Here is a 19,496-nt window from a genome sequence, read left to right on the forward strand (position 1 = left end):
TCCGGGTGGAATTTGATACATTTGGAATATGAACCGGATAAAAGATTTTGTGGAATGGAAGGCGTTCGGTGTATGTGCTGCTATTGGAGATAAGTTAGGCATAGCCACGTCACGTATACGCATCTTCTTCATCTATGCTACCTTTCTGACTATGGGATCCCCACTCATCGTCTATATGATACTTGCTTTCTGGGTTAACATGAAGCATTATATCCTGAACGCAAGGCGAAACCCACTGAGATATCTATAAAAAAAGGCAGCTGACTACCAGTAGCCAGCCGCCATTAACTTCTCGTTCTTTAGTAGCCACCATCTGCTTTATGGTCGGCGGCTTTTATTCAAGATGAAAATTGGTCATACCATGGTAGTGGTTTTGGAGCTCATTCAGGGTGATAGGCTCAGTCAGACTACGGGTTTCATCGCGATAATGAAGCTGCAATAACGGGTTGTGGCCGTTTTCAAACCAACGCACCGAAAATGGGCCTCTCACATACAATGTACCCCCTGCAGCTGAAGATGCTGCTTCATCTTTGTGGAATTGCAGCTTCAACAGCGTGTCTTCCGTCAGATGGATGGGTACAAGATTGTCCAGGTCGTACCAGAGTTCATTGTCACCAGTAGCCACCAACACTTTTTTATCCTCATGATCTACCTGCAGAATTTTTCCTTCTCTTTCCGTTCCTCCGTAGTTGGTGATAACGGTATCACCTGATTTTAAATCATGGATGTTAATCATAGTGAGCAGAGTTTTTTGTGTAAAATGAATTTACAGAAAAAAATGCTTACTTCACTACTTTCCTGATTTCGACCAGTTTTTCGAGTAGTTCCTCCAGCAACTCAAGGCGAAGCATATTAGCACCGTCGGATTTGGCTTTGGAAGGATCAGGATGAGTTTCTATAAACAAACCATCGGCGCCGGTAGCAATAGCCGCTTTGGCGATAGTGCTGATCATTTGCGGATTACCGCCTGTAACACCACTCGTTTGGTTCGGCTGCTGCAGGGAATGCGTACAATCCATTACTACAGGCTGGCCCAGGTGCTTCATGATGGGAATATTGCGATAATCCACTACCAGATCCTGGTAACCGAAAGTGGTACCTCTTTCAGTAAGCATAATATGTTCATTGCCGGTACCCTTGATCTTTTCCACCGCAAATTTCATGGCTTCCCCACTCAGGAACTGTCCCTTTTTCACATTCACTACTTTTCCGGTTTCTGCAGCTGCCAGCAGGATATCAGTTTGACGGCAAAGGAAGGCCGGAATTTGTAACACGTCCACATAGGCTGCTGCCATGGCCGCTTCCGCTGCAGAATGGATATCGGAAGTAACCGGAACGTTGAAGGTCTGCCCTATTTTTTGCAACAGGTCCAGTCCTTCTACATCCCCGATGCCTGTAAAGGAATGCACACTGGTACGATTGGCTTTCCGGTAGGAGGCTTTGAAGATGTAAGGGATGGCCAGCCTTTTACAGATCTTAGTCACCTTTTCCGCCACCGTCATCAGCAGATCCTCATCTTCTACCACACAAGGGCCAGCGATCAGGAAAAAGTTCTCCGGGTTGTATTGTTCTTTAAACAGAGATTTCAAATGCTTCATATCTTGAATAAATTGGGTCATTGAATTGAAGCTGCAAAGATAGGCAATCCGCCGCAAAGGGCCTTGCTACGTGGGGGCAATTTGCCTAATTGTCATAATATTGTAATTCAAAAACCAGACACAAGACCCGAAGCAGTTTTAATTGTTATAACATTGTCATCCACTGAACCCGGATGAGCGGAAATAGAGGGGAACCCATTAATATTACGGTCAATTTGAACAGCTTATAATTTTATTTTTATTATATGAAGAGAGATAAGATTCTGGTTATTGGCGCCTGTGGACAAATCGGTGTGGAACTGACCCTGGCCCTGAGGAAGATGTACGGGGATGCGAACGTAGTGGCATCCGACCTGCGGGAAGAACATGAGTTACTGAAGGGTACCGGGCCATATGTATCGCTGGATGTAATGAATAAGGAGATGTTGCACGTGCTGGTGATCCGTCATAATATAACCCAGATCTACCTGCTGGCGGCTATTTTATCGGCTACCGGTGAAAAGAATCCGCTGCTGGCCTGGCATATCAATATGCAAAGCCTGCTGAATGTGCTGGACATTGCGAAAGAAGAGCACCTCGATAAGGTATACTGGCCCAGCTCTATCGCCGTATTCGGACCAGATTCCCCCGCCAGTTCAACGCCACAGCATACCATTATCGAACCTACCACCATCTATGGCATCAGTAAATTCGCCGGTGAACGCTGGTGCGAATACTACAATCACCGCTTCGGGGTGGATGTACGCAGCCTCAGATATCCGGGCCTGATCAGCTATAAATCAGCGCCAGGTGGCGGTACTACCGATTATGCAGTAGAAATATTCCATGAAGCTAAGGAGCATAAGCAATATACCAGCTTCCTCTCTGAGGATACCTATCTGCCTATGATGTATATGCCCGATGCCATCAGAGCTACCATAGAGCTGATGGAAGCAGATGCTTCCCGCATCAGCGTTCGTTCGGCCTATAACCTTTCCGCTATGAGCTTCTCTCCAAAAGAGATCGGCGCAGAGATCAAAAAGCATATACCGGATTTTGTAATGTCGTATGAACCGGATTATCGCCAGCAGATTGCAGATGGCTGGCCGGATAGTATAGATGATCAACAGGCGCGCCACGACTGGAACTGGAAGCCTGAATATGATCTGACAACGATGACAACGGACATGTTGAAGAACATATAATGTAATTAGGAATTACAAAATAAAGGGGGAGATAGTAGCGAAGTCAATCTTCGTGTTTACTATCTCCCCTTTTATTTAGTAATTTCTAATTCTACTCTATGAAGCCAACCGCTACGGTTGTATTGTTAAACTCGTCGATGAGAATAAATGCGCCGTTGGCAGGGTTACTTTGATAAGGATCTGCAAATACAGGTGCAGCTGTTTTCAATGTAATTCTTCCTATATCATTTAATCCCATTTCTGTTTTATCAGTAAGCTGTACATGATTCGTTACATCTGTGATGTAGTTGATCTGTTGTACTTTGGCTTTCACCCGGTTTACGCCGTGCTGCAGTAAATAGGTTTTACCGGCAGTGAGTTTTTGTTGATCCATCCAGCATACGCTGGCGCTTATTTCTTTCAGCTGTGCAGGTACTTCTGTGGTTTTTACCAGCATATTACCTCTGCTGCTGTCTATTTCATCTTCCAGTGTGATCACCACACTTTCACGTGCATGCGCTACCGTTAGTTGCTTTTCGAATTGTTCGATGGTTTTTATACGGCTTTTCTGGTTGGAAGGCAATGAAATCACTTCGTCGCCTACACTGAAATGGCCGCTGGCCACTTTGCCCGCAAATCCGCGGAAATCGTGGAACTCAGTGGTTCTCGGACGAATCACGCTCTGGATAGGGAAACGGGAAGGATGATTGTTATCTTCATGATCAAAAGAAATCTGCTCCAGGTATTCCAGTAAGGTCGGACCTTCATACCAGCTGATAGTGCCGGTGCGTGTAGCCACGTTTTCCCCATACAGGGAAGATATCGGAATAAATTTCACTTCCTGCCCCTTGAAGCCGGCGTTGTTCAATACCTGCTGGAAGTCTTCCACTATCTGATTGAACCGCGCTTCATTGTATTCCACCAGGTCCATCTTATTCACGCACACTGCCAGGTAAGGAATACGCAGGAGGTTGGCGATAAAGAAGTGACGATGGGTTTGCTCTACAATTCCTTTGCGCGCATCGATCAGGATGAGTGATACCTGCGCATTGGAAGCGCCGGTCACCATGTTACGGGTATATTCGATATGCCCCGGTGTATCAGCGATAATATATTTGCGGGTAGGAGTGGAGAAGTAGATGTGTGCCACATCAATGGTGATCCCTTGTTCGCGTTCAGCTACCAGCCCATCGGTGAGCAGCGACAGATCCGTGAAATCAAGTCCTTTACGTTTGCTGGCCGAATGGAGTGCTTCCATTTTATCCTGCGGAATTGAATTGGTGTCATATAGTAAACGGCCGATCAAGGTACTTTTACCATCATCCACACTACCGGAAGTGGCTATACGTAAAACTTCCATATATTTTCTTCGTTTAAAGGTCAGCTGTCAGCGATAAGCTTTTAGCCCCTGGTGATCAGTTAATTTATTCCAGTAATGAAGGCGGTTAAAAGTATCCTGCCTGCTTTCTCTTTTCCATGGCGGCTTCAGAGCGTTTGTCGTCTATACGTGCGCCACGTTCAGATATCTTTGCTTCCATGATTTCAGCAATGATATCTTCCAGTTTGTCTGCTTCAGACAGTACGGCAGCGGTACATGTCATGTCGCCAACGGTGCGGAAGCGCACTTTCTGACGGAAAGGTACTTCGTCGGCGGTAGTATTGAGGAAGGAAGAATATGGCCAGTAAAGTCCATCTCTTTCTATGATCTCTCTTTCGTGTGAGAAGTAAATAGACGGAATTTCCAGTTTTTCGCGTACGATGTAATTCCATACATCCAGCTCTGTCCAGTTGGAAATAGGAAACACCCTAACGTTTTCGCCTATATTAATTTTACCATTGAGGATATCAAATAGCTCAGGACGTTGCATTTTGGCGTTCCATTGGCCGAATTCGTCGCGTACGGAGAAGATTCTTTCCTTGGCACGTGCCTTTTCTTCGTCGCGGCGCGCGCCGCCGATGCAGGCATCAAATTTACCTTCTTCGATGGCATCGAGCAGGGTCACTGTTTGCAGTGCATTCCTGCTGGCGTATTTGCCGGTTTCTTCCTGTACCTTACCCTGATCGATACTGTCCTGTACATTTCTTACAATGATATCCAGTCCCAGGGTATTCACCAGCCAGTCGCGGAACTGAATGGTTTCAGGGAAATTGTGTCCGGTATCCACATGTAATAATGAGAATGGTATTTTACCCGGGTAAAACGCTTTCTGGGCGAGCCTTACCAGGGTGATAGAATCTTTACCGCCGGAGAAAAGCAGCACTGGCTTTTCGAACTGTGCTACTGTTTCACGAAGTATATATATCGCCTCATCTTCCAGGGCCTGTGGGAATTCCCAATTTATTTTGCTGGTCATGAATCCTGTTATTATCTGTAATCAAAAACTAAAAGCAGTTATCCGTGCAATCCGCACTCTTTCTTCGACTGTTCCCACCACCAGCGGCCTGCGCGGGGATGTTCTCCAGCCTCGATGGCGCGTGTACAAGGCGCACAGCCTATGCTCACAAAGCCTTTGTCGTGCAGTTTGTTGTACGGAACGTTATACTTTTCCAGGTAGGCCACTACTTCGTCATAGCCCCAGTGGATAAGTGGGTTATATTTATAGAGATGTCGTTGGGAATCCCATTCCAGGGTTTCCATATTCTGGCGGTTCTCGGACTGTTCTGCCCTAAGCCCCGTGATCCATACTTTCACGCCCTCCAGTGCCCGGTTGAGGGGAATTATTTTACGGATACCACAACACTCTTTGCGGTTCTCCACAGATTCATAAAAGCTATTAGGACCTTTAGTGGTAACAAGCTTCTCTACGGCTGCTGTATCGGGGTAATAAACTTCAACAGGCTGTTTGTAACGGGCCATGGTAAGATCCATTACATCGTAGGTTTCCTGGAAAAGACGACCTGTATCCAGGGTGAAAACTCTAACCGGCAATTGGTTACGCCAGATAATATCTGATATTACCTGGTCTTCCTGGCCAAACGAAGTGGAGAATGCCACGGCTCCGGGATACTGATCCAGCAGAAACTGTATGGCCTCCTCTACTGATTTGTTAACCAGCTGGGTGGTAATGTCTGTCATGTAGATCTTCCTTATTGATTGATATGTCTAGTGCCAGCGAGTGATTACGGTCACTCTATGTACAAAAATACATAAAACCTATAAAAAAGATAGACTATTTGTGCGAAAATTATTTTATTGTTCTAAGTTGCTTAAAAAGAAAGAATTACGAATTACGAAATAGCTCGAAGACCTTAGCGATTGATAATACTATTATCCGCTAAGGTCTTCGAGCTATTTCGTAATTCGTAATTATCCTATCCTCGTGTCAGAATATCTTTCAGCGTCTTATTCTCCAGAATTTTCAGCGCAGAATCTCTCACTTTGCTCATTACCTCATTCAGGCCGCAAGTGGCCTCATCCCTGCAATTTTCACAGCGCTCATAGTAATTGAGGCTAACACAAGGCAACAAGGCAATAGGACCATCCAGCAGACGGATAATCTTTGCCAGGGCTATCTCTTTCGGGGGGCGCATCAGGTAATAACCGCCTCCCTTTCCTTTCTTGCTACCCAAAATACCAGCGTTCTTCAACTCCAGTAAGATGTTTTCCAGGAACTTGATAGAGATATTTTTCTCCTGGGCAATTTCTGATATAAGGATGGGGCCCTTATCTACATTCTCAGCCAGGTGAACTAATGCGTGAAAAGCGTATTGTGTTTTTTTCGATAACATACTCACTGATTTGCATCCCTCCCGGATGAACTTTTAGTACGTGTGCACTTTTTATTCCTGCAAAGATAAGATTTTAATAGCAACCAGCTGCTGGCAGCTAGTCTCCGATGCCAAGCACTTCTTTCATGGAAAAAACGCCGGTTTTACCTTTCAGCCATTCTGCGGCTACTACTGCGCCTGCAGCAAAGCCTTCCCGGGAATGGGCGGTATGGGTAATGGAGATATCATCGATGGCGGAAGTGTAAGTGATCGTGTGGGTACCCGGCGCCGGGTCTATCCTTTTGGAGATGATAGCCAGATTTTCCGGTTTGGAAGTTTCTTCATTCACCCAGCCGGTTTTACGGGTTACGCTGGCCAGCACCTGTTCTGCCAGGGTAATAGCAGTACCACTGGGAGCGTCTTTCTTCTGGGTATGATGGATTTCTTCCATCTGCACATTATACTGAGGCTGTCCGGCCATCAGTGAAGCAAGCCGTTTGTTAACCTCAAAGAAAATATTTACACCGATACTGAAATTGGTGGCGTGGAGAAAGCCCTGGTTTTTTTCCACGGCAAGTGCTTTGATCTCAGGCAGTTTTTCCAGCCAGCCAGTGGTACCACTTACAACCGGTACATTGGCCTCAAAGCATTTCAGAATATTGTGATAGGCTGTTTCAGGGGTGGTAAACTCAATCGCCACATCTGCCTTTGACAAGTGTTCCTTTTCCAGCAGATGCTGACTGTTCATGTCTATCCGGAGCACCACTTCGTGACCTTTGGCAGTGGCAATGGCATCTATTGCCTGTCCCATTTTACCATAACCGATAAGCGCAATTTTCATGACCCTTAGATTAGATATATTTAGTATTGATTGATAAAAGCAGTGGATCAACGGCCGGCGAAGTACCCGGCGCCCCTGGCTTTTTTGCCTCCCAGGGAGATATTGATACCAATGCCCAGTGTACGGTTGTTAATTAGTGTCGGAGATATACGCATACTCAGATCGTCCGACATGTCGAAGTTTCGCAGGTGCGCAAATACAGTAGCATCAATGATGTTCAGTCCGTACGACAGAATAAAGAACAGTACCGAATAATCCACATATTGCCTGTATTGATCCCTGTTATACTTTACGGACTGGTTGTCCAGGTGTTTGGTTAAGTTATCGTTGTCGACCAGATCAGGATTGCCACTCATCCTTATGCGGTAGGAATTTCTTAGCCGCTTGTAAGTGTCCATATTGGTGACGAAGAAATAGGTACAGGTGCCTATGGCAGCGTACACCAGTGGTATTTTCCAGTATTCACGATTGTAGGCCTGTCCGAGACCGGGTAATACGGCTGAATACAGGGCCGCTTTACGCGGACTGTGAGGCAGCCTGGAATTCGGAATATAGGAAGTGTCCCGGGCTGTACTTTTATGGGCGAGCGTTGTGTCGGTACCTGCAGCCAGTATAGCTTTACCTGCTTTGGAGGTATCCTGCAGGTGCCGGGCTGCGGTATCTGCAGCTCTGACCCCGGTACGTACGGTATCCTGTGCCCTGAGCGGCCGACAGACAGCTGCCAGTAGTATGATCAGTAAAAAATATCGAAGTGATCGGAATGTATATCCCATCTTTTTAGCCACCGTATAAATCTATTTTTTCCAGGATACTATCCAGCTCGTCATCCGAATAGAATTCAATTAAAATACTGCCCTTTCCGTTTCTGGTTCTGTCCAGTTTCACTTTGGTAGAGAAATGAGAAGCCAGTTTATCCTCGATTTTCTGAAAAGCAGGAGGTAATTTCAATTTAGCCGCTTTCTGCGGATTGGTTTTGTTGTCCTGATTAATTCTGCGGGCCAGGTCTTCGGTTTGCCTTACAGACAAACCATTTTTCAGTATTTCATTATACAGGAACAATTGATTTTCCACATTTTCCACGCCGGTAAGTACGCGGGCATGTCCCATACTAAGCTGGCCGTTGCGGACTGCAACCTGGATATCAGGGGGTAGTTTCAGCAGGCGGATATAGTTAGTGACGGTACTTCTTTCTTTGCCCATGCGATCGGCCACCTGTTCCTGGGTAAGACTACATTCTTCCATCAGTCGTTTGTAACTCAGACCAACCTCAATGGCATTGAGGTTTTCGCGTTGCAGGTTTTCGAGCAGGGCCAGCTCCAGCAGCTCCTGGTCGTTTACCTGGCGGATATAGGCTGGCACGTCTTTCAAACCGGCCAGTTTACTGGCTCTCAGGCGTCGTTCGCCGGCAATCAGCTGGTATTTTTTCACGCTGATCCTGGCTACGGTGATGGGTTGAATGATATCGTGCAACTTGATCGACTGGCTTAATTCCTGTAAGGCCACCTCATCAAAGTCACGGCGCGGCTGTTTCGGGTTAGTTACAATCTGGTCTACCGGTATGCGTTCAATGCCGGTAGCAGCGGCTACCACCTTATCGCCCAGGGTACTGGCAGTATGCTTCAGATCTGTATCTATGTTTTGAAGCAGTGAGCGGATGCCTTTACCCAACGCCTCTTTCTTACTTGGATTAGTCATCGTTTTGTAGCTAGGATTTTATCTTTGGATTTAATTTTCGTGAAATCGTGTTTCTGCAATATTTCTTTGGCCAGGTTCAGATAGTTGATAGCACCTGTGCTGGCTGCATCGTACATAATTACAGATTTACCAAAGCTGGGAGCTTCACCCAGTTTGGTATTACGGTGAATGATGGTATTGAAAACACTTTCTTCGAAATGTTGTTTCACTTCATCCACAACCTGGTTGCTCAGGCGCAGACGACCATCGTACATGGTCATCAGGATGCCTTCAATTTCCAGGTCAGTATTCAGCCTGCTCTGTACGATCTTAATGGTATTTAATAATTTTCCCAGGCCTTCGAGGGCAAAGAATTCACATTGTACGGGGATGATCACGGAGTTGGATGCCACCAGTGCATTTACAGTGATCAGGCCTAGTGAGGGGGAACAATCAACGATCACAAAATCATAGTCGCCCTCTACAGAATCAATCACCTGCTTCATCACCCGCTCGCGGTTAGGGTGGTTGATCAGCTCCAGTTCAGCACCAACGAGGTCGATATGGGAGGGAAGTACTTTCAGATTGGGGGTATCAGATTCAAGCACCACATCTTTGGCCTGCACATCGTTCACCATACAATCATATAAGCTCTGCTGCACATTGCGCAGGTCGAACCCTAAACCTGTAGTGCTATTCGCCTGCGGGTCAGCATCTACCAGCAGTGTCTTGTATTCCAGCACAGCCAGACTGCTTGCCAGGTTTATTGCACTTGTAGTTTTTCCTACGCCACCTTTCTGGTTAGCGATTGCGATTATTCTAGCCATTGTTAAATTTAAAATTCTAAGGTTATTTATAGGATAAAGGATAAATCAGTACTGATCGCTTCTTCCTCAAACCTCAATGGTACTGCCTATTTCAGGGAGTATCAGTTCCAGCCCCGCATCGATGAACTGTACGATGGCTTCTTCCGTATCTATCTTAACGTAACCAAAGGTGTTATAGTGTACACCTATGATCCGGTCGCATTCAATCATATCTGCAGCGGCGATCGCATCTTCCACACCCATGGTAAAGTTATCTCCTATGGGTAATATGGCAAAGTCGAGGGACGCAATAGCAGGAATCAGCTCCATATCCAGGGTGAGTGCCGTATCTCCTGAGTAGTAGAAGTTACCTTCGTCTGTCATGAACACAAAGCCCATCGGATTACCGGCGTAGGTGCCATCCGGCAGGCTGCTCGAATGGTGGGCTACCACACATTTCACGGTGCCGAAATCGAATTTCCACTTTCCCCCCGTATTCATCGGGTGAAGCTTTTCAATACCCTGCCTGCCTGCCCAGGTCACAATCTCAAAATTCGATACCACCGTGGCATTGGTGCGTTTTGCCAGATCTACCAGGTCTGCTATATGATCTTCATGACCATGAGATACAAAAATATAGTCAGCTGCAATTAACTGGATATCAACCTTCTTTGCCAGTTCATTATGACTGATAAACGGATCAAACAATATTTTTTTGCCATTTACCTCCACTGCAAAACACGAATGACCATAGCAGGTGTACTTCATAAATTGGGCTGTTTTCTATGAAATTACGAATTAGGAATTAAGAATTAAGAAACGGAGCGGAGATAAATCAGGAGAAAATAATTCGCTATTGTCTCCGCTCTGTTTCTTAATTCTTAATTCCTGATTCTTAATTGTTTCTTCTTGTATTCGGACAAAAATACAACGATTACCCAAAATTCAGGTGCGGCGGTATATTTATTTATACACAAACTGTCCGCAAAACAGGCCTGTTACGAGATTAACCCATTAATTCCTAGCCGGTTTCAATAGCCGGGAGTATAATATATTATTAAAATATTAAAATTATTGCCGGTTGTCAGCAGATGACTGTTGATAACTAAAATACAATTTCCGCCCGGTTAATTCGTCCGTATATTTGTTGGCGATAGTTTGTTTTAACTTTTCTGACCAGATAAGTTACAGTAAATTGCCCCCTTATTATTTTTTATATTAAATATTTGTAATGCGACCGGGGATCAATTCCGTTATTCTTATTGTTTTTCTGCTGATACTGGATATTTATGTTTTTCAGGCGGTCAGGGCCATGTTTTATATGTCGGCCCCACGACTGAGGAACATCAGTTATAGTATTTACTGGGCGATCTCTTTTATCTGTATAATGATGGTGGCATTGCTGCCTTATATAAACTGGCAGAACTGGCCTGCACCGGTGAAATCGTACCTGATGGCCATTTTCCTGACACTCGTGATAGCCAAACTATTCGTGACCTTATTCCTGTTGATCGATGACGTGCGCAGAGGGGTTGTATGGGTAATCAGGAAATTTGCGGGGAATCCGAGTCCGTCGGTGGAATCAGTTACCAGTGGCATTTCCCGCTCTCAGTTCCTGAACAGGCTTGGATTGCTGACCGGAGGCGCCTTCTTCGCCACCATGATGTACGGCTTCTCTAACAAATACAACTACCGGGTACATAAGCTGAAGCTGGCATTCAAAAATCTGCCGGCATCTTTTAAAGGGATGCGCATCGTGCAGATCTCCGATATCCATTCCGGAAGCTTTGTTAACAGGGAGGCGGTGCTGAAAGGTATCAAAATGATTAATGATCAGAAAGCAGACCTGATACTGTTCACCGGGGATCTGGTGAACGACCGTGCCGTGGAGATGGCCCAGTGGATGGATGTCTTCAGTCAGATAAAAGCACCTATGGGCGTATATTCTACCCTTGGGAACCACGACTATGGCGATTACTATGCCTGGCCGGACAAAACGCCTAACGGGTATAGTGCGCTGCAGCACGAGAACCTGGAACGGCTCAAGGCGTTGCACGGAGAGCTGGGCTGGAAGTTGCTGATGAACGAAAATAAAGTACTGGAGCGTAATGGAGAGCAGATTGCCCTGCTGGGAGTAGAGAACTGGAGCGCTATTAAACGTTTCCCTCGTTATGGCGATCTCAAGCGGGCCAGCGAAGGAGTAGAGCATATACCTTTCAAGATCCTTTTATCGCACGACCCCACTCACTGGAATGCACAGGTAAGGCCGGAATACCCGGATATTTCCCTGATGCTGGCGGGGCATACCCACGGAATGCAGTTTGGTGTGGAGATTCCCGGTCTGAAATGGAGCCCGGCCCAGTATTTCTATAAAGAGTGGGCTGGGTTGTATAAGAAAGGGGAGCAATTTCTGTATGTGAACCGGGGATTTGGTTTCCTCGGATATCCGGGAAGGGTAGGGATATTACCAGAGATCACCGTGATTGATCTGGTATAATTTACCTGGCTACCGACAGAAAAGCTTTGTTTAACTCCTCATTCGCCCGATTCACGGGATATTTGACGTTAAATGATGAATTACACTTATCTTGCGGCTATGTACTAAGTAAACACATGCGCCTATACTTCTTAACTTTTCTGTTATTATGTAGCCGTATAGCAGCGGGACAAACTTTAGCAGAGCTGGAAAAGCAGCTGGACTCGTTGTTGCAGAAACAGCAAAAGAGCGAAGTTGTGATTGGCGTGGGGTATGGAAATAATCCTGCTTACGGCAGTAAAGTGACCAACTTCGAATTGCCCATTGTTCTGAAAACCTTTGTTGCACCGTCTCTCAGCTACTATCATAAAAGCGGCTTCTATGGAGGAGTTAGCGCTTATTACCTGTTTAACTCAGACCGGCAGCCCTGGTTTGAGTGGGACCTGACTGCAGGTTATGATTTTACAAAGAATAAAAATTTCATCACGGGTATATCTTATACACGTTATGTTTTTGCAGATTCTACTGATGTGCCGAAAACACCTATCAAGAACGAGCTGTTTGCTTATTTCTATTACCGCAAATGGTGGCTGGAACCGGGGATCAGCCTGGATTACGGCTGGGGGAAAGATATTTCTGAAGGAGAGCACTCCAGGGAAACGCTGCGGGGTAACGATTTCAACTCCATCGTTGCAGTAAGGCATCCCTTTGTTTTTTCCGGGTTACTGGGCAGGTTCGATATCCTGATGTTAACACCTTCTGTTAATCTCACAATGGGAACCGCAAACTATTACAGCAATCTGAAAGCATTCCAGTATATCACCCGTTCACCCAAGCTGAAGCAGGTAAAAGTACATCCCGGAAAAGAGCTGAATTTTCAGGATCATACTAATTTCCAACCCCGCGCATTGGATCTGACCCTCAATCTTTCCTATTTCATAGGCAGGGTCAACCTTGCTCCCACCTATACCGTATTCAAGCCATTAACCGGTGACGATCAAGGTATTATGAGTTACTTCACTGCTCGCGTTCTCTACAGTTTTTAGGATTCATTAACAAATAGCACGGAATTTGTGATTACCGCAATCGTAATTACAAATAGGGGTAACGTTTACTTCGGACGTCTATATTTTAACCATTATTAACTACAATTGATTTTATGAAAAAACTGTTTTTCGCCGTAGCAGTACTGACGATGGCTGCTGTTTCAACTGTTAATGCTCAGTCCACAAAGCTGCTTCGCTTCGGTATCAAAGGAGGTGCAAATCTCGGTAAACTTGACGGAACCGGTTTTCAGGATGGATTCAAATTAGGCTACCATCTTGGTGGTTTTGCACAGCTTAATCTTGTTAAAGGTTTTGGCGTTCAGGGTGAGGTAATATTTTCATCCACTAAAACTGAAACTACCGACAATTTTGATCAGATTTACCAGGGAGTAAGCACTTCAGATAACCGAAAAAAAATCAATTTGAATTATCTGAGTATTCCATTACTGGCCAATATTGACCTGGGAACTCCCCGTCTGAAACTGCAGGTAGGACCTCAGTTTGGCGCGATGGTAAGCGACAGGAAAGTATTAGGTGCTGCTAATCAGGCTTTCAAAGGTGGAGAAATTTCAGGTGTTGCCGGCTTATGGTTGCAGCTACCTATTATTAACGTAAGTGCCCGTTATGTTATCGGATTTAACGACATGAAAGACAAAAGTGTGAGCAGCTATGCAAACACCAGCAACTGGAAAAGCCAGACCATTCAGCTGGGCGTGGGTGTAACCTTTTAATTATTAGCTGCTAACTATAGCTATTTGCCTGCAGTGGGAATACCAATCATCGATTGGTATTCCCGCTGCTTTTTTTATTGAATTTTTTACCGTACTTTTTTCAATAGATCTTAAGCATATTTACCAATCATTAACAACTGCCACTGCGTCACTTGGCATTAAACTTGACTATATCGCCATACACAAAAAACAGCCACTATTAAAGGGATGATGTGACAGAATGTCCCTAACAAGGCGTCAAATATCTCAGATGAATAGATTTTACTTAGGAAATTCGGAAGAAGAAATGGAATTCATGCCTATTATCCCTTTGAATGAAGATGGAGAGGGACAGGAGGAGGAAAAGATCCCCGACGAACTGGCATTATTACCATTACGGAATACGGTATTATTTCCGGGAGTTGTATTGCCGATTACCGTAGGCCGCGATAAATCCATAAAAGCAGTAAACGACGCTTATAAAACTGACAAAGCGATAGGTGTTGTAGCACAGAAAGACAGTACAATAGAAGATCCGGGAGTAGCCGATCTCAGTGATGTAGGAACTGTGGCCCGTATTGTGAAGCTGATCAAGATGCCGGACGGCGGTACCACAATTATTATCCAGGGGCGTAAGCGTTTTAAGATAGAGGAGATTGTTTCAGAAGATCCCTACTTCAAAGCAAGAGTGAACATATTGCAGGACGAAGTGGCGGAGGATGATTCAGAGTTTGAAGCCTATATTTCTTCCATTAAGGACCTGGCAGGACAGATTATTCAGCTGTCGCCGAACCTGCCTTCAGAAGCCAGCATTATCCTCAAGAATATTGAAAATGCGTCGTTCCTCGTGCATTTTGTGTCTTCCAACCTCAATTCAGATGTGAAGGATAAGCAACAATTGCTGGAGATCAACAACCTGCGTACCCGTGCGGAATTGCTGATGAAATTGCTGCAGACAGAATTACAGCTGGCTGAACTGAAGAACAAGATTACCAACAAAACCAAAGCAGATCTCGACAAACAACAGCGCGATTACTTTCTGCAACAGCAGATGAAATCGATCCGTGAAGAACTGGGCGGCGATAGCAACGACAGGGAGCTGAAGGAGATGAAACGTAAGGCAGAAGAGAAGAAATGGCCTGCTGCTGCTGCGGAAGCTTTTTCCAAGGGTATTGAGAAACTGGAGCGCATGCATCCGAGCACACCCGATTACAGCGTTGTGTACAATCACCTGGATCTGCTGCTGGACCTGCCCTGGGGCGATTATACCACCGATAGCTACGACCTGAAAAAGGCAAAGAAAATACTGGACCATGACCACTATGGCATGGACAGGATCAAAGAACGTATACTGGAGTACCTCGCTGTATTGAAGCTGAAAGGAGATATGAAATCGCCGATTCTGTGCTTCGTAGGCCCTCCGGGTATCGGTAAAACTTCATTGGGTCGTTCCATTGCAAATGCGATAGGCCGCAAGTATGTACGTCTGAGCCTGGGAGGACTGCATGATGAAAGTGAGATCAGGGGCCACCGTAAAACCTACATCGGTGCAATGCCGGGAAGAGTGGTGCAGTCGATCCGCAAGATCAAATCATCCAATCCCGTGATGATCCTCGATGAGATAGACAAGATAGGTAACGATCTGAGAGGCGATCCGAGCTCCGCGTTGCTGGAAGTGCTGGATCCGGAGCAGAACGGCACCTTTTACGATAACTACCTGGAGCTGGAATATGACCTGAGCAAGGTATTGTTCATTGCCACAGCCAATAATATCAATGCGATTCATCCGGCGTTACGCGACAGGCTGGAGATCATTGACCTGAGCGGATATTCTATAGAAGAGAAAGTGGAGATCGCCAAAAGGCACCTGCTGCCCAAGCAAAAGGATGCGCATGGTTTGAAGGATACGAAAGTGCGCATGCCCAATGCAGTGATCGAGCAATTGATTTCGGATTATACCCGTGAGAGTGGCGTACGTGAGCTCGACAGGCAGTTTGCTGCAATTATGCGTAACCTGGCCAAGCATGTGGCAATGGAGGAAAAATTACCGGATTCACTGACAGGTGACGATTTGCAGCGCATATTAGGCAAGCCCCGTTATTCCAATGAGATCTATAAAGTGGGGAATCCTCCGGGAGTGGCTGTAGGTCTGGCGTGGACGTATGTAGGAGGCGATATCCTGTTTATTGAAGCCAGTTTGAGCGAAGGAAAAGGAGAGATGAAGCTGACTGGTAACCTGGGTAATGTGATGAAGGAATCCGCTGTTACTGCGCTTACTTATTTGCAGTCGCACGCTGTTGAGCTGAAACTTGATCCTAAGTTATTCACACAGAAAAGTGTGCATGTACATATTCCTGAAGGAGCCGTACCGAAAGACGGTCCCAGTGCAGGTATCACCATGCTCACCGCGCTTACTTCCATCTTTACCGGGCGAAAGGTAAGATCCTATCTGGCCATGACGGGAGAAATTACTTTACGTGGACAGGTATTACCGGTGGGAGGTATTAAGGAAAAAATCCTGGCCGCCAAAAGGGCAGGCATCAAGGAAATCATCCTTTGCTGGCAAAATGAGAAAGATATCAAGGATATCAATCCGTCTTACATCAAAGGCATGAAATTTCATTATGTGCGTGAAATGAACCAAGTATTGGAAATAGCGTTATTAAAGAAGTAAACACGCGTAATATTGCTGTCAGTCCTGGCGGCAATTTATATACGTTCGTACCGGTTTAGTTGTGACTCCGGTGTGAACCATGTTGATTGTTTTAAGGGTTGATAAAGCCGTTCTGCGAAACAGGCAGAACGGCTTTTTATTTTAATCTATAAGCTGGCGCTTATAGAGCTGTATTGTGTTTTCGAGGCCGTAATACAGGGCATCGGCGATGAGGGCATGACCAATGGATACTTCTTTTAACTGTGGAATGTGAAGTTTGAAGAAGCGGAGATTATCGAGGTTGAGATCATGACCGGCGTTGATATCAAGGCCGATGGCAGTGGCTTCGCGGGCAGTGTTTTTGTAGTCGTTGAACAACTGCAGGTTTTGCGGCTGCGTACGGGCCTTCATATATTCTTCTGCGTAAGGACCGGTATACAATTCGATGCGGTCGGCGCCGGCTGTTTTAGCGCCAGCCACTTTACTTACTTCGGGATTGAGGAAGATAGAAACACGGATGCCTGCGTTTTTCAGGGTAGAGATCACGTCTTTCAGCTGTGACTGGTATTTCTCAGTATCCCAACCTGTATTGGACGTAATAGCATCTGGCGGATCAGGAACAAGGGTACATTGATGAGGTTTTACTTCAAGTACCAGGTCCATGAATTCTTTTGAAGGATAGCCTTCGATATTGAATTCAGTTTTCACCAATGGTTTCAGATCTCTAACGTCCTGGTAGCGGATATGGCGTTCATCGGGGCGGGGGTGAACAGTGATACCTTCTGCACCGAAGCGTTCACAATCCTGTGCCACCTTTAAAATATCCGGCAGGTTGCCACCACGTGCATTCCGCAGTGTGGCAATCTTGTTGATGTTTACACTCAGCTTTGTCATGTGGCAAAAATACAAGAATTAGCTTTAGCTATTAACATTTAGCCTTTAGTAAACCATTAAAACAGTTCACTAAAGGCTAAATATAAAAAGCTAAGAGACTTAAAAGATTAGTACCGGTAATAATCTGGTTTGAAAGGACCTTCTACTGGAATACCGAGGTATTCAGACTGTGTATGGGTCAGTACATCCAGCTCAACACCGATTTTTTTCAGGTGTAAGCGGGCTACTTTTTCATCCAGGTGTTTAGGCAGCACATATACTTTGTTTTCGTATTTATCTGAATGCAGCCACAGTTCGAGCTGAGCAAGCACCTGATTGGTGAAGGAGTTACTCATTACGAAAGAAGGGTGACCGGTTGCACAACCCAGGTTTACGAGGCGGCCTTCAGCCAGCAGGATGATATCCTTACCATCGATGGTGTATTTATCTACCTGAGGTTTGATTTCCACTTTGGTATTACCATAGTTTTTGTTTAACCAGGCAACATCGATTTCAATATCAAAGTGACCGATATTGGAAACGATACATTTATCTTTCATCAGCTTGAAGTGTTCGCCAGCGATGATATCGCGGCAACCGGTGGTGGTAACAATGATATCAGCTTCTTTCACAGCGTCGTTCATCTTCTTCACTTCATAACCTTCCATAGCAGCCTGCAGCGCGCAGATAGGATCAATTTCGGTAACGATTACGCGGGCACCGGCACCTCTCAGTGATTCGGCAGAACCTTTACCCACATCGCCAAAACCTGCAACCACAGCTACTTTACCGGCAATCATTACGTCGGTTGCGCGGCGGATCGCATCTACGCAGGATTCGCGGCAGCCATATTTATTGTCGAATTTAGACTTGGTAACGGAATCATTGATGTTGATAGCAGGAAGGGGTAAAGTACCATTTTTCATGCGTTCGTATAAACGGTGAACGCCGGTAGTGGTTTCTTCACTCAATCCTTTTACATGCTGGATCAGTTCAGGATATTTATCCAGTACCATGTTGGTGAGGTCGCCACCATCGTCGAGGATCATATTCAGCGGACGGTCAGGGCTACCAAAGAACAGGGTCTGTTCAATGCACCAGTCGAATTCCTGCTCATTCAGGCCCTTCCAGGCAAAAACAGGTACGCCGGCAGCAGCAATAGCAGCAGCAGCATGGTCCTGAGTAGAAAATATATTGCAAGAGCTCCAACGAACCTCAGCTCCAAGATGAACCAGGGTTTCAATCAGTACAGCAGTCTGAATAGTCATATGTAAACAACCGGCAATGCGTGCACCCTGTAGTGGCTTGCTGTTACCATATTCTTCTCTCAATGACATCAGGCCTGGCATCTCTGCTTCTGCCAGTTCTATCTCCTTGCGGCCCCAGGCAGCAAGAGACATCTCTTTTACCTTGTATTCGAGGCTAAAGTCAATGTTTGATTTTGCTATAGTTGACATTCTTTTTCGTTTTGTGCAAATCTAGGGTTATTTTAACTTTTAACATAATGATACTGTTTGTCCTTCGCAGCAGATCCCCTAAATTTTTTGTCAAGGAAAGTCCGCCCTGGTATCCCATCTCCCTTTTTATAAATTAATTTGATTTAATATAAATATTATTATAAATTTGCTAATTAATATATATTTTATATTAATAAATTGTTTGCTGGTCTGCAACAGGTGTAAGGGTATGAAATAATTATACGAATCATAAAAATACCATTAATATATCTTATACCTCAACACCTCAAAATGACATTTTTGATTGCGGCGGCTGGTTTTTCAGTTTCATCAGAAGAGTAGAAGAAACAATTTACGCCGGGAGAGCCAACACAGAGATTTGCGCATATAGGGTTTTACAAAGGACTGTTTTTCATGTTTGATTAAAAATCTATATGTATAAATAGAAATTTACTGCTTATATGTTACTCCGTTCCTATCCTATGAAATTA

19 protein-coding genes are annotated in these 19,496 nt (G+C 45.3%); 6 read left to right on the forward strand and 13 right to left on the reverse strand.

What is annotated here, in order from left to right; all coding sequences use genetic code 11:
- Positions 1-28 precede the first annotated feature (28 nt).
- Entirely contained in the window at positions 29-250 is a 222-nt protein-coding gene (locus UNH61_RS03255) for a PspC domain-containing protein (RefSeq protein WP_326990678.1), read from the forward strand.
- Between the two features lie 84 nt (positions 251-334).
- Here the strand turns inward: UNH61_RS03255 and UNH61_RS03260 are convergent, their stop codons facing one another.
- On the reverse strand, positions 335-736 hold the full coding sequence (locus UNH61_RS03260; RefSeq protein WP_326990679.1) for a hypothetical protein: 402 nt from the start codon (positions 734-736) through the stop codon (positions 335-337).
- Between the two features lie 46 nt (positions 737-782).
- A complete protein-coding gene (kdsA, locus tag UNH61_RS03265) occupies positions 783-1,598 on the reverse strand; it encodes a 3-deoxy-8-phosphooctulonate synthase (protein WP_326990680.1) in 816 nt (271 codons plus the stop codon).
- Positions 1,599-1,843: 245 nt separating this feature from the next.
- Between kdsA and UNH61_RS03270 the strand changes: the two genes are divergently transcribed.
- The gene (locus UNH61_RS03270; RefSeq protein WP_326990681.1) at positions 1,844-2,782 is read left to right on the forward strand and encodes an NAD-dependent epimerase/dehydratase family protein; all 939 of its coding nucleotides are present in this window, start codon (positions 1,844-1,846) and stop codon (positions 2,780-2,782) included.
- 91 nt (positions 2,783-2,873) lie between these two features.
- On the opposite strand, the gene UNH61_RS03275 is transcribed toward UNH61_RS03270, so the two are convergent.
- From UNH61_RS03275 to UNH61_RS03315, 9 genes are all read right to left on the reverse strand, one after another.
- Positions 2,874-4,121, reverse strand: a complete 1,248-nt coding sequence (locus tag UNH61_RS03275) for a GTP-binding protein (RefSeq protein ID WP_326990682.1) — start codon at positions 4,119-4,121, stop codon at positions 2,874-2,876.
- A gap of 85 nt (positions 4,122-4,206) precedes the next feature.
- A complete protein-coding gene (cysD, locus tag UNH61_RS03280) occupies positions 4,207-5,115 on the reverse strand; it encodes a sulfate adenylyltransferase subunit CysD (protein ID WP_326990683.1) in 909 nt (302 codons plus the stop codon).
- Between the two features lie 38 nt (positions 5,116-5,153).
- Positions 5,154-5,837, reverse strand: coding sequence for a phosphoadenylyl-sulfate reductase (locus UNH61_RS03285; protein WP_326990684.1), 684 nt, complete (start codon positions 5,835-5,837; stop codon positions 5,154-5,156).
- 236 nt (positions 5,838-6,073) lie between these two features.
- Positions 6,074-6,490, reverse strand: coding sequence for an Rrf2 family transcriptional regulator (locus UNH61_RS03290; protein ID WP_326990685.1), 417 nt, complete (start codon positions 6,488-6,490; stop codon positions 6,074-6,076).
- Positions 6,491-6,587: 97 nt separating this feature from the next.
- The gene (gene dapB, locus UNH61_RS03295; RefSeq protein ID WP_326990686.1) at positions 6,588-7,310 is read right to left on the reverse strand and encodes a 4-hydroxy-tetrahydrodipicolinate reductase; all 723 of its coding nucleotides are present in this window, start codon (positions 7,308-7,310) and stop codon (positions 6,588-6,590) included.
- A 47-nt stretch (positions 7,311-7,357) separates the two neighbouring features.
- A complete protein-coding gene (locus UNH61_RS03300) occupies positions 7,358-8,083 on the reverse strand; it encodes a DUF5683 domain-containing protein (RefSeq protein ID WP_326990687.1) in 726 nt (241 codons plus the stop codon).
- 4 nt (positions 8,084-8,087) lie between these two features.
- A complete protein-coding gene (locus UNH61_RS03305; protein WP_326990688.1) occupies positions 8,088-9,005 on the reverse strand; it encodes a ParB/RepB/Spo0J family partition protein in 918 nt (305 codons plus the stop codon).
- The gene (locus UNH61_RS03310; protein WP_326990689.1) at positions 9,002-9,811 is read right to left on the reverse strand and encodes an AAA family ATPase; all 810 of its coding nucleotides are present in this window, start codon (positions 9,809-9,811) and stop codon (positions 9,002-9,004) included. The genes UNH61_RS03305 and UNH61_RS03310 overlap by 4 nt, the downstream gene beginning before the upstream one ends.
- Before the next feature lie 66 nt (positions 9,812-9,877).
- The gene (locus UNH61_RS03315; RefSeq protein ID WP_326990690.1) at positions 9,878-10,558 is read right to left on the reverse strand and encodes a metal-dependent hydrolase; all 681 of its coding nucleotides are present in this window, start codon (positions 10,556-10,558) and stop codon (positions 9,878-9,880) included.
- A gap of 463 nt (positions 10,559-11,021) precedes the next feature.
- Between UNH61_RS03315 and UNH61_RS03320 the strand changes: the two genes are divergently transcribed.
- The 4 genes from UNH61_RS03320 to lon all read left to right on the forward strand — a co-directional run bounded on the left by UNH61_RS03320 (position 11,022) and on the right by lon (position 16,696).
- Complete coding sequence (locus UNH61_RS03320; protein WP_326990691.1) at positions 11,022-12,287, forward strand: metallophosphoesterase; 1,266 nt, start codon at positions 11,022-11,024, stop codon at positions 12,285-12,287.
- Between the two features lie 116 nt (positions 12,288-12,403).
- Positions 12,404-13,312, forward strand: a complete 909-nt coding sequence (locus tag UNH61_RS03325) for a hypothetical protein (RefSeq protein WP_326990692.1) — start codon at positions 12,404-12,406, stop codon at positions 13,310-13,312.
- Positions 13,313-13,425: 113 nt separating this feature from the next.
- Positions 13,426-14,043 (forward strand): porin family protein, encoded by a 618-nt coding sequence (locus UNH61_RS03330; RefSeq protein WP_326990693.1) that lies wholly within the window; start codon positions 13,426-13,428, stop codon positions 14,041-14,043.
- A gap of 250 nt (positions 14,044-14,293) precedes the next feature.
- A complete protein-coding gene (gene lon, locus UNH61_RS03335) occupies positions 14,294-16,696 on the forward strand; it encodes an endopeptidase La (RefSeq protein ID WP_326990694.1) in 2,403 nt (800 codons plus the stop codon).
- Positions 16,697-16,837: 141 nt separating this feature from the next.
- Here the strand turns inward: lon and UNH61_RS03340 are convergent, their stop codons facing one another.
- Together UNH61_RS03340 and ahcY are read right to left on the reverse strand one after the other, a co-directional pair.
- Positions 16,838-17,569: a pyridoxine 5'-phosphate synthase gene (locus tag UNH61_RS03340; protein WP_326990695.1), complete on the reverse strand. Its 732-nt coding sequence runs from the start codon at positions 17,567-17,569 to the stop codon at positions 16,838-16,840.
- 107 nt (positions 17,570-17,676) lie between these two features.
- Positions 17,677-19,005: an adenosylhomocysteinase gene (gene ahcY, locus UNH61_RS03345; protein WP_326990696.1), complete on the reverse strand. Its 1,329-nt coding sequence runs from the start codon at positions 19,003-19,005 to the stop codon at positions 17,677-17,679.
- Between the last annotated feature and the right edge of the window lie 491 nt (positions 19,006-19,496).

The sequence above is a fragment of the Chitinophaga sp. 180180018-3 genome (assembly GCF_037893185.1).
Lineage (GTDB): Bacteria > Bacteroidota > Bacteroidia > Chitinophagales > Chitinophagaceae > Chitinophaga.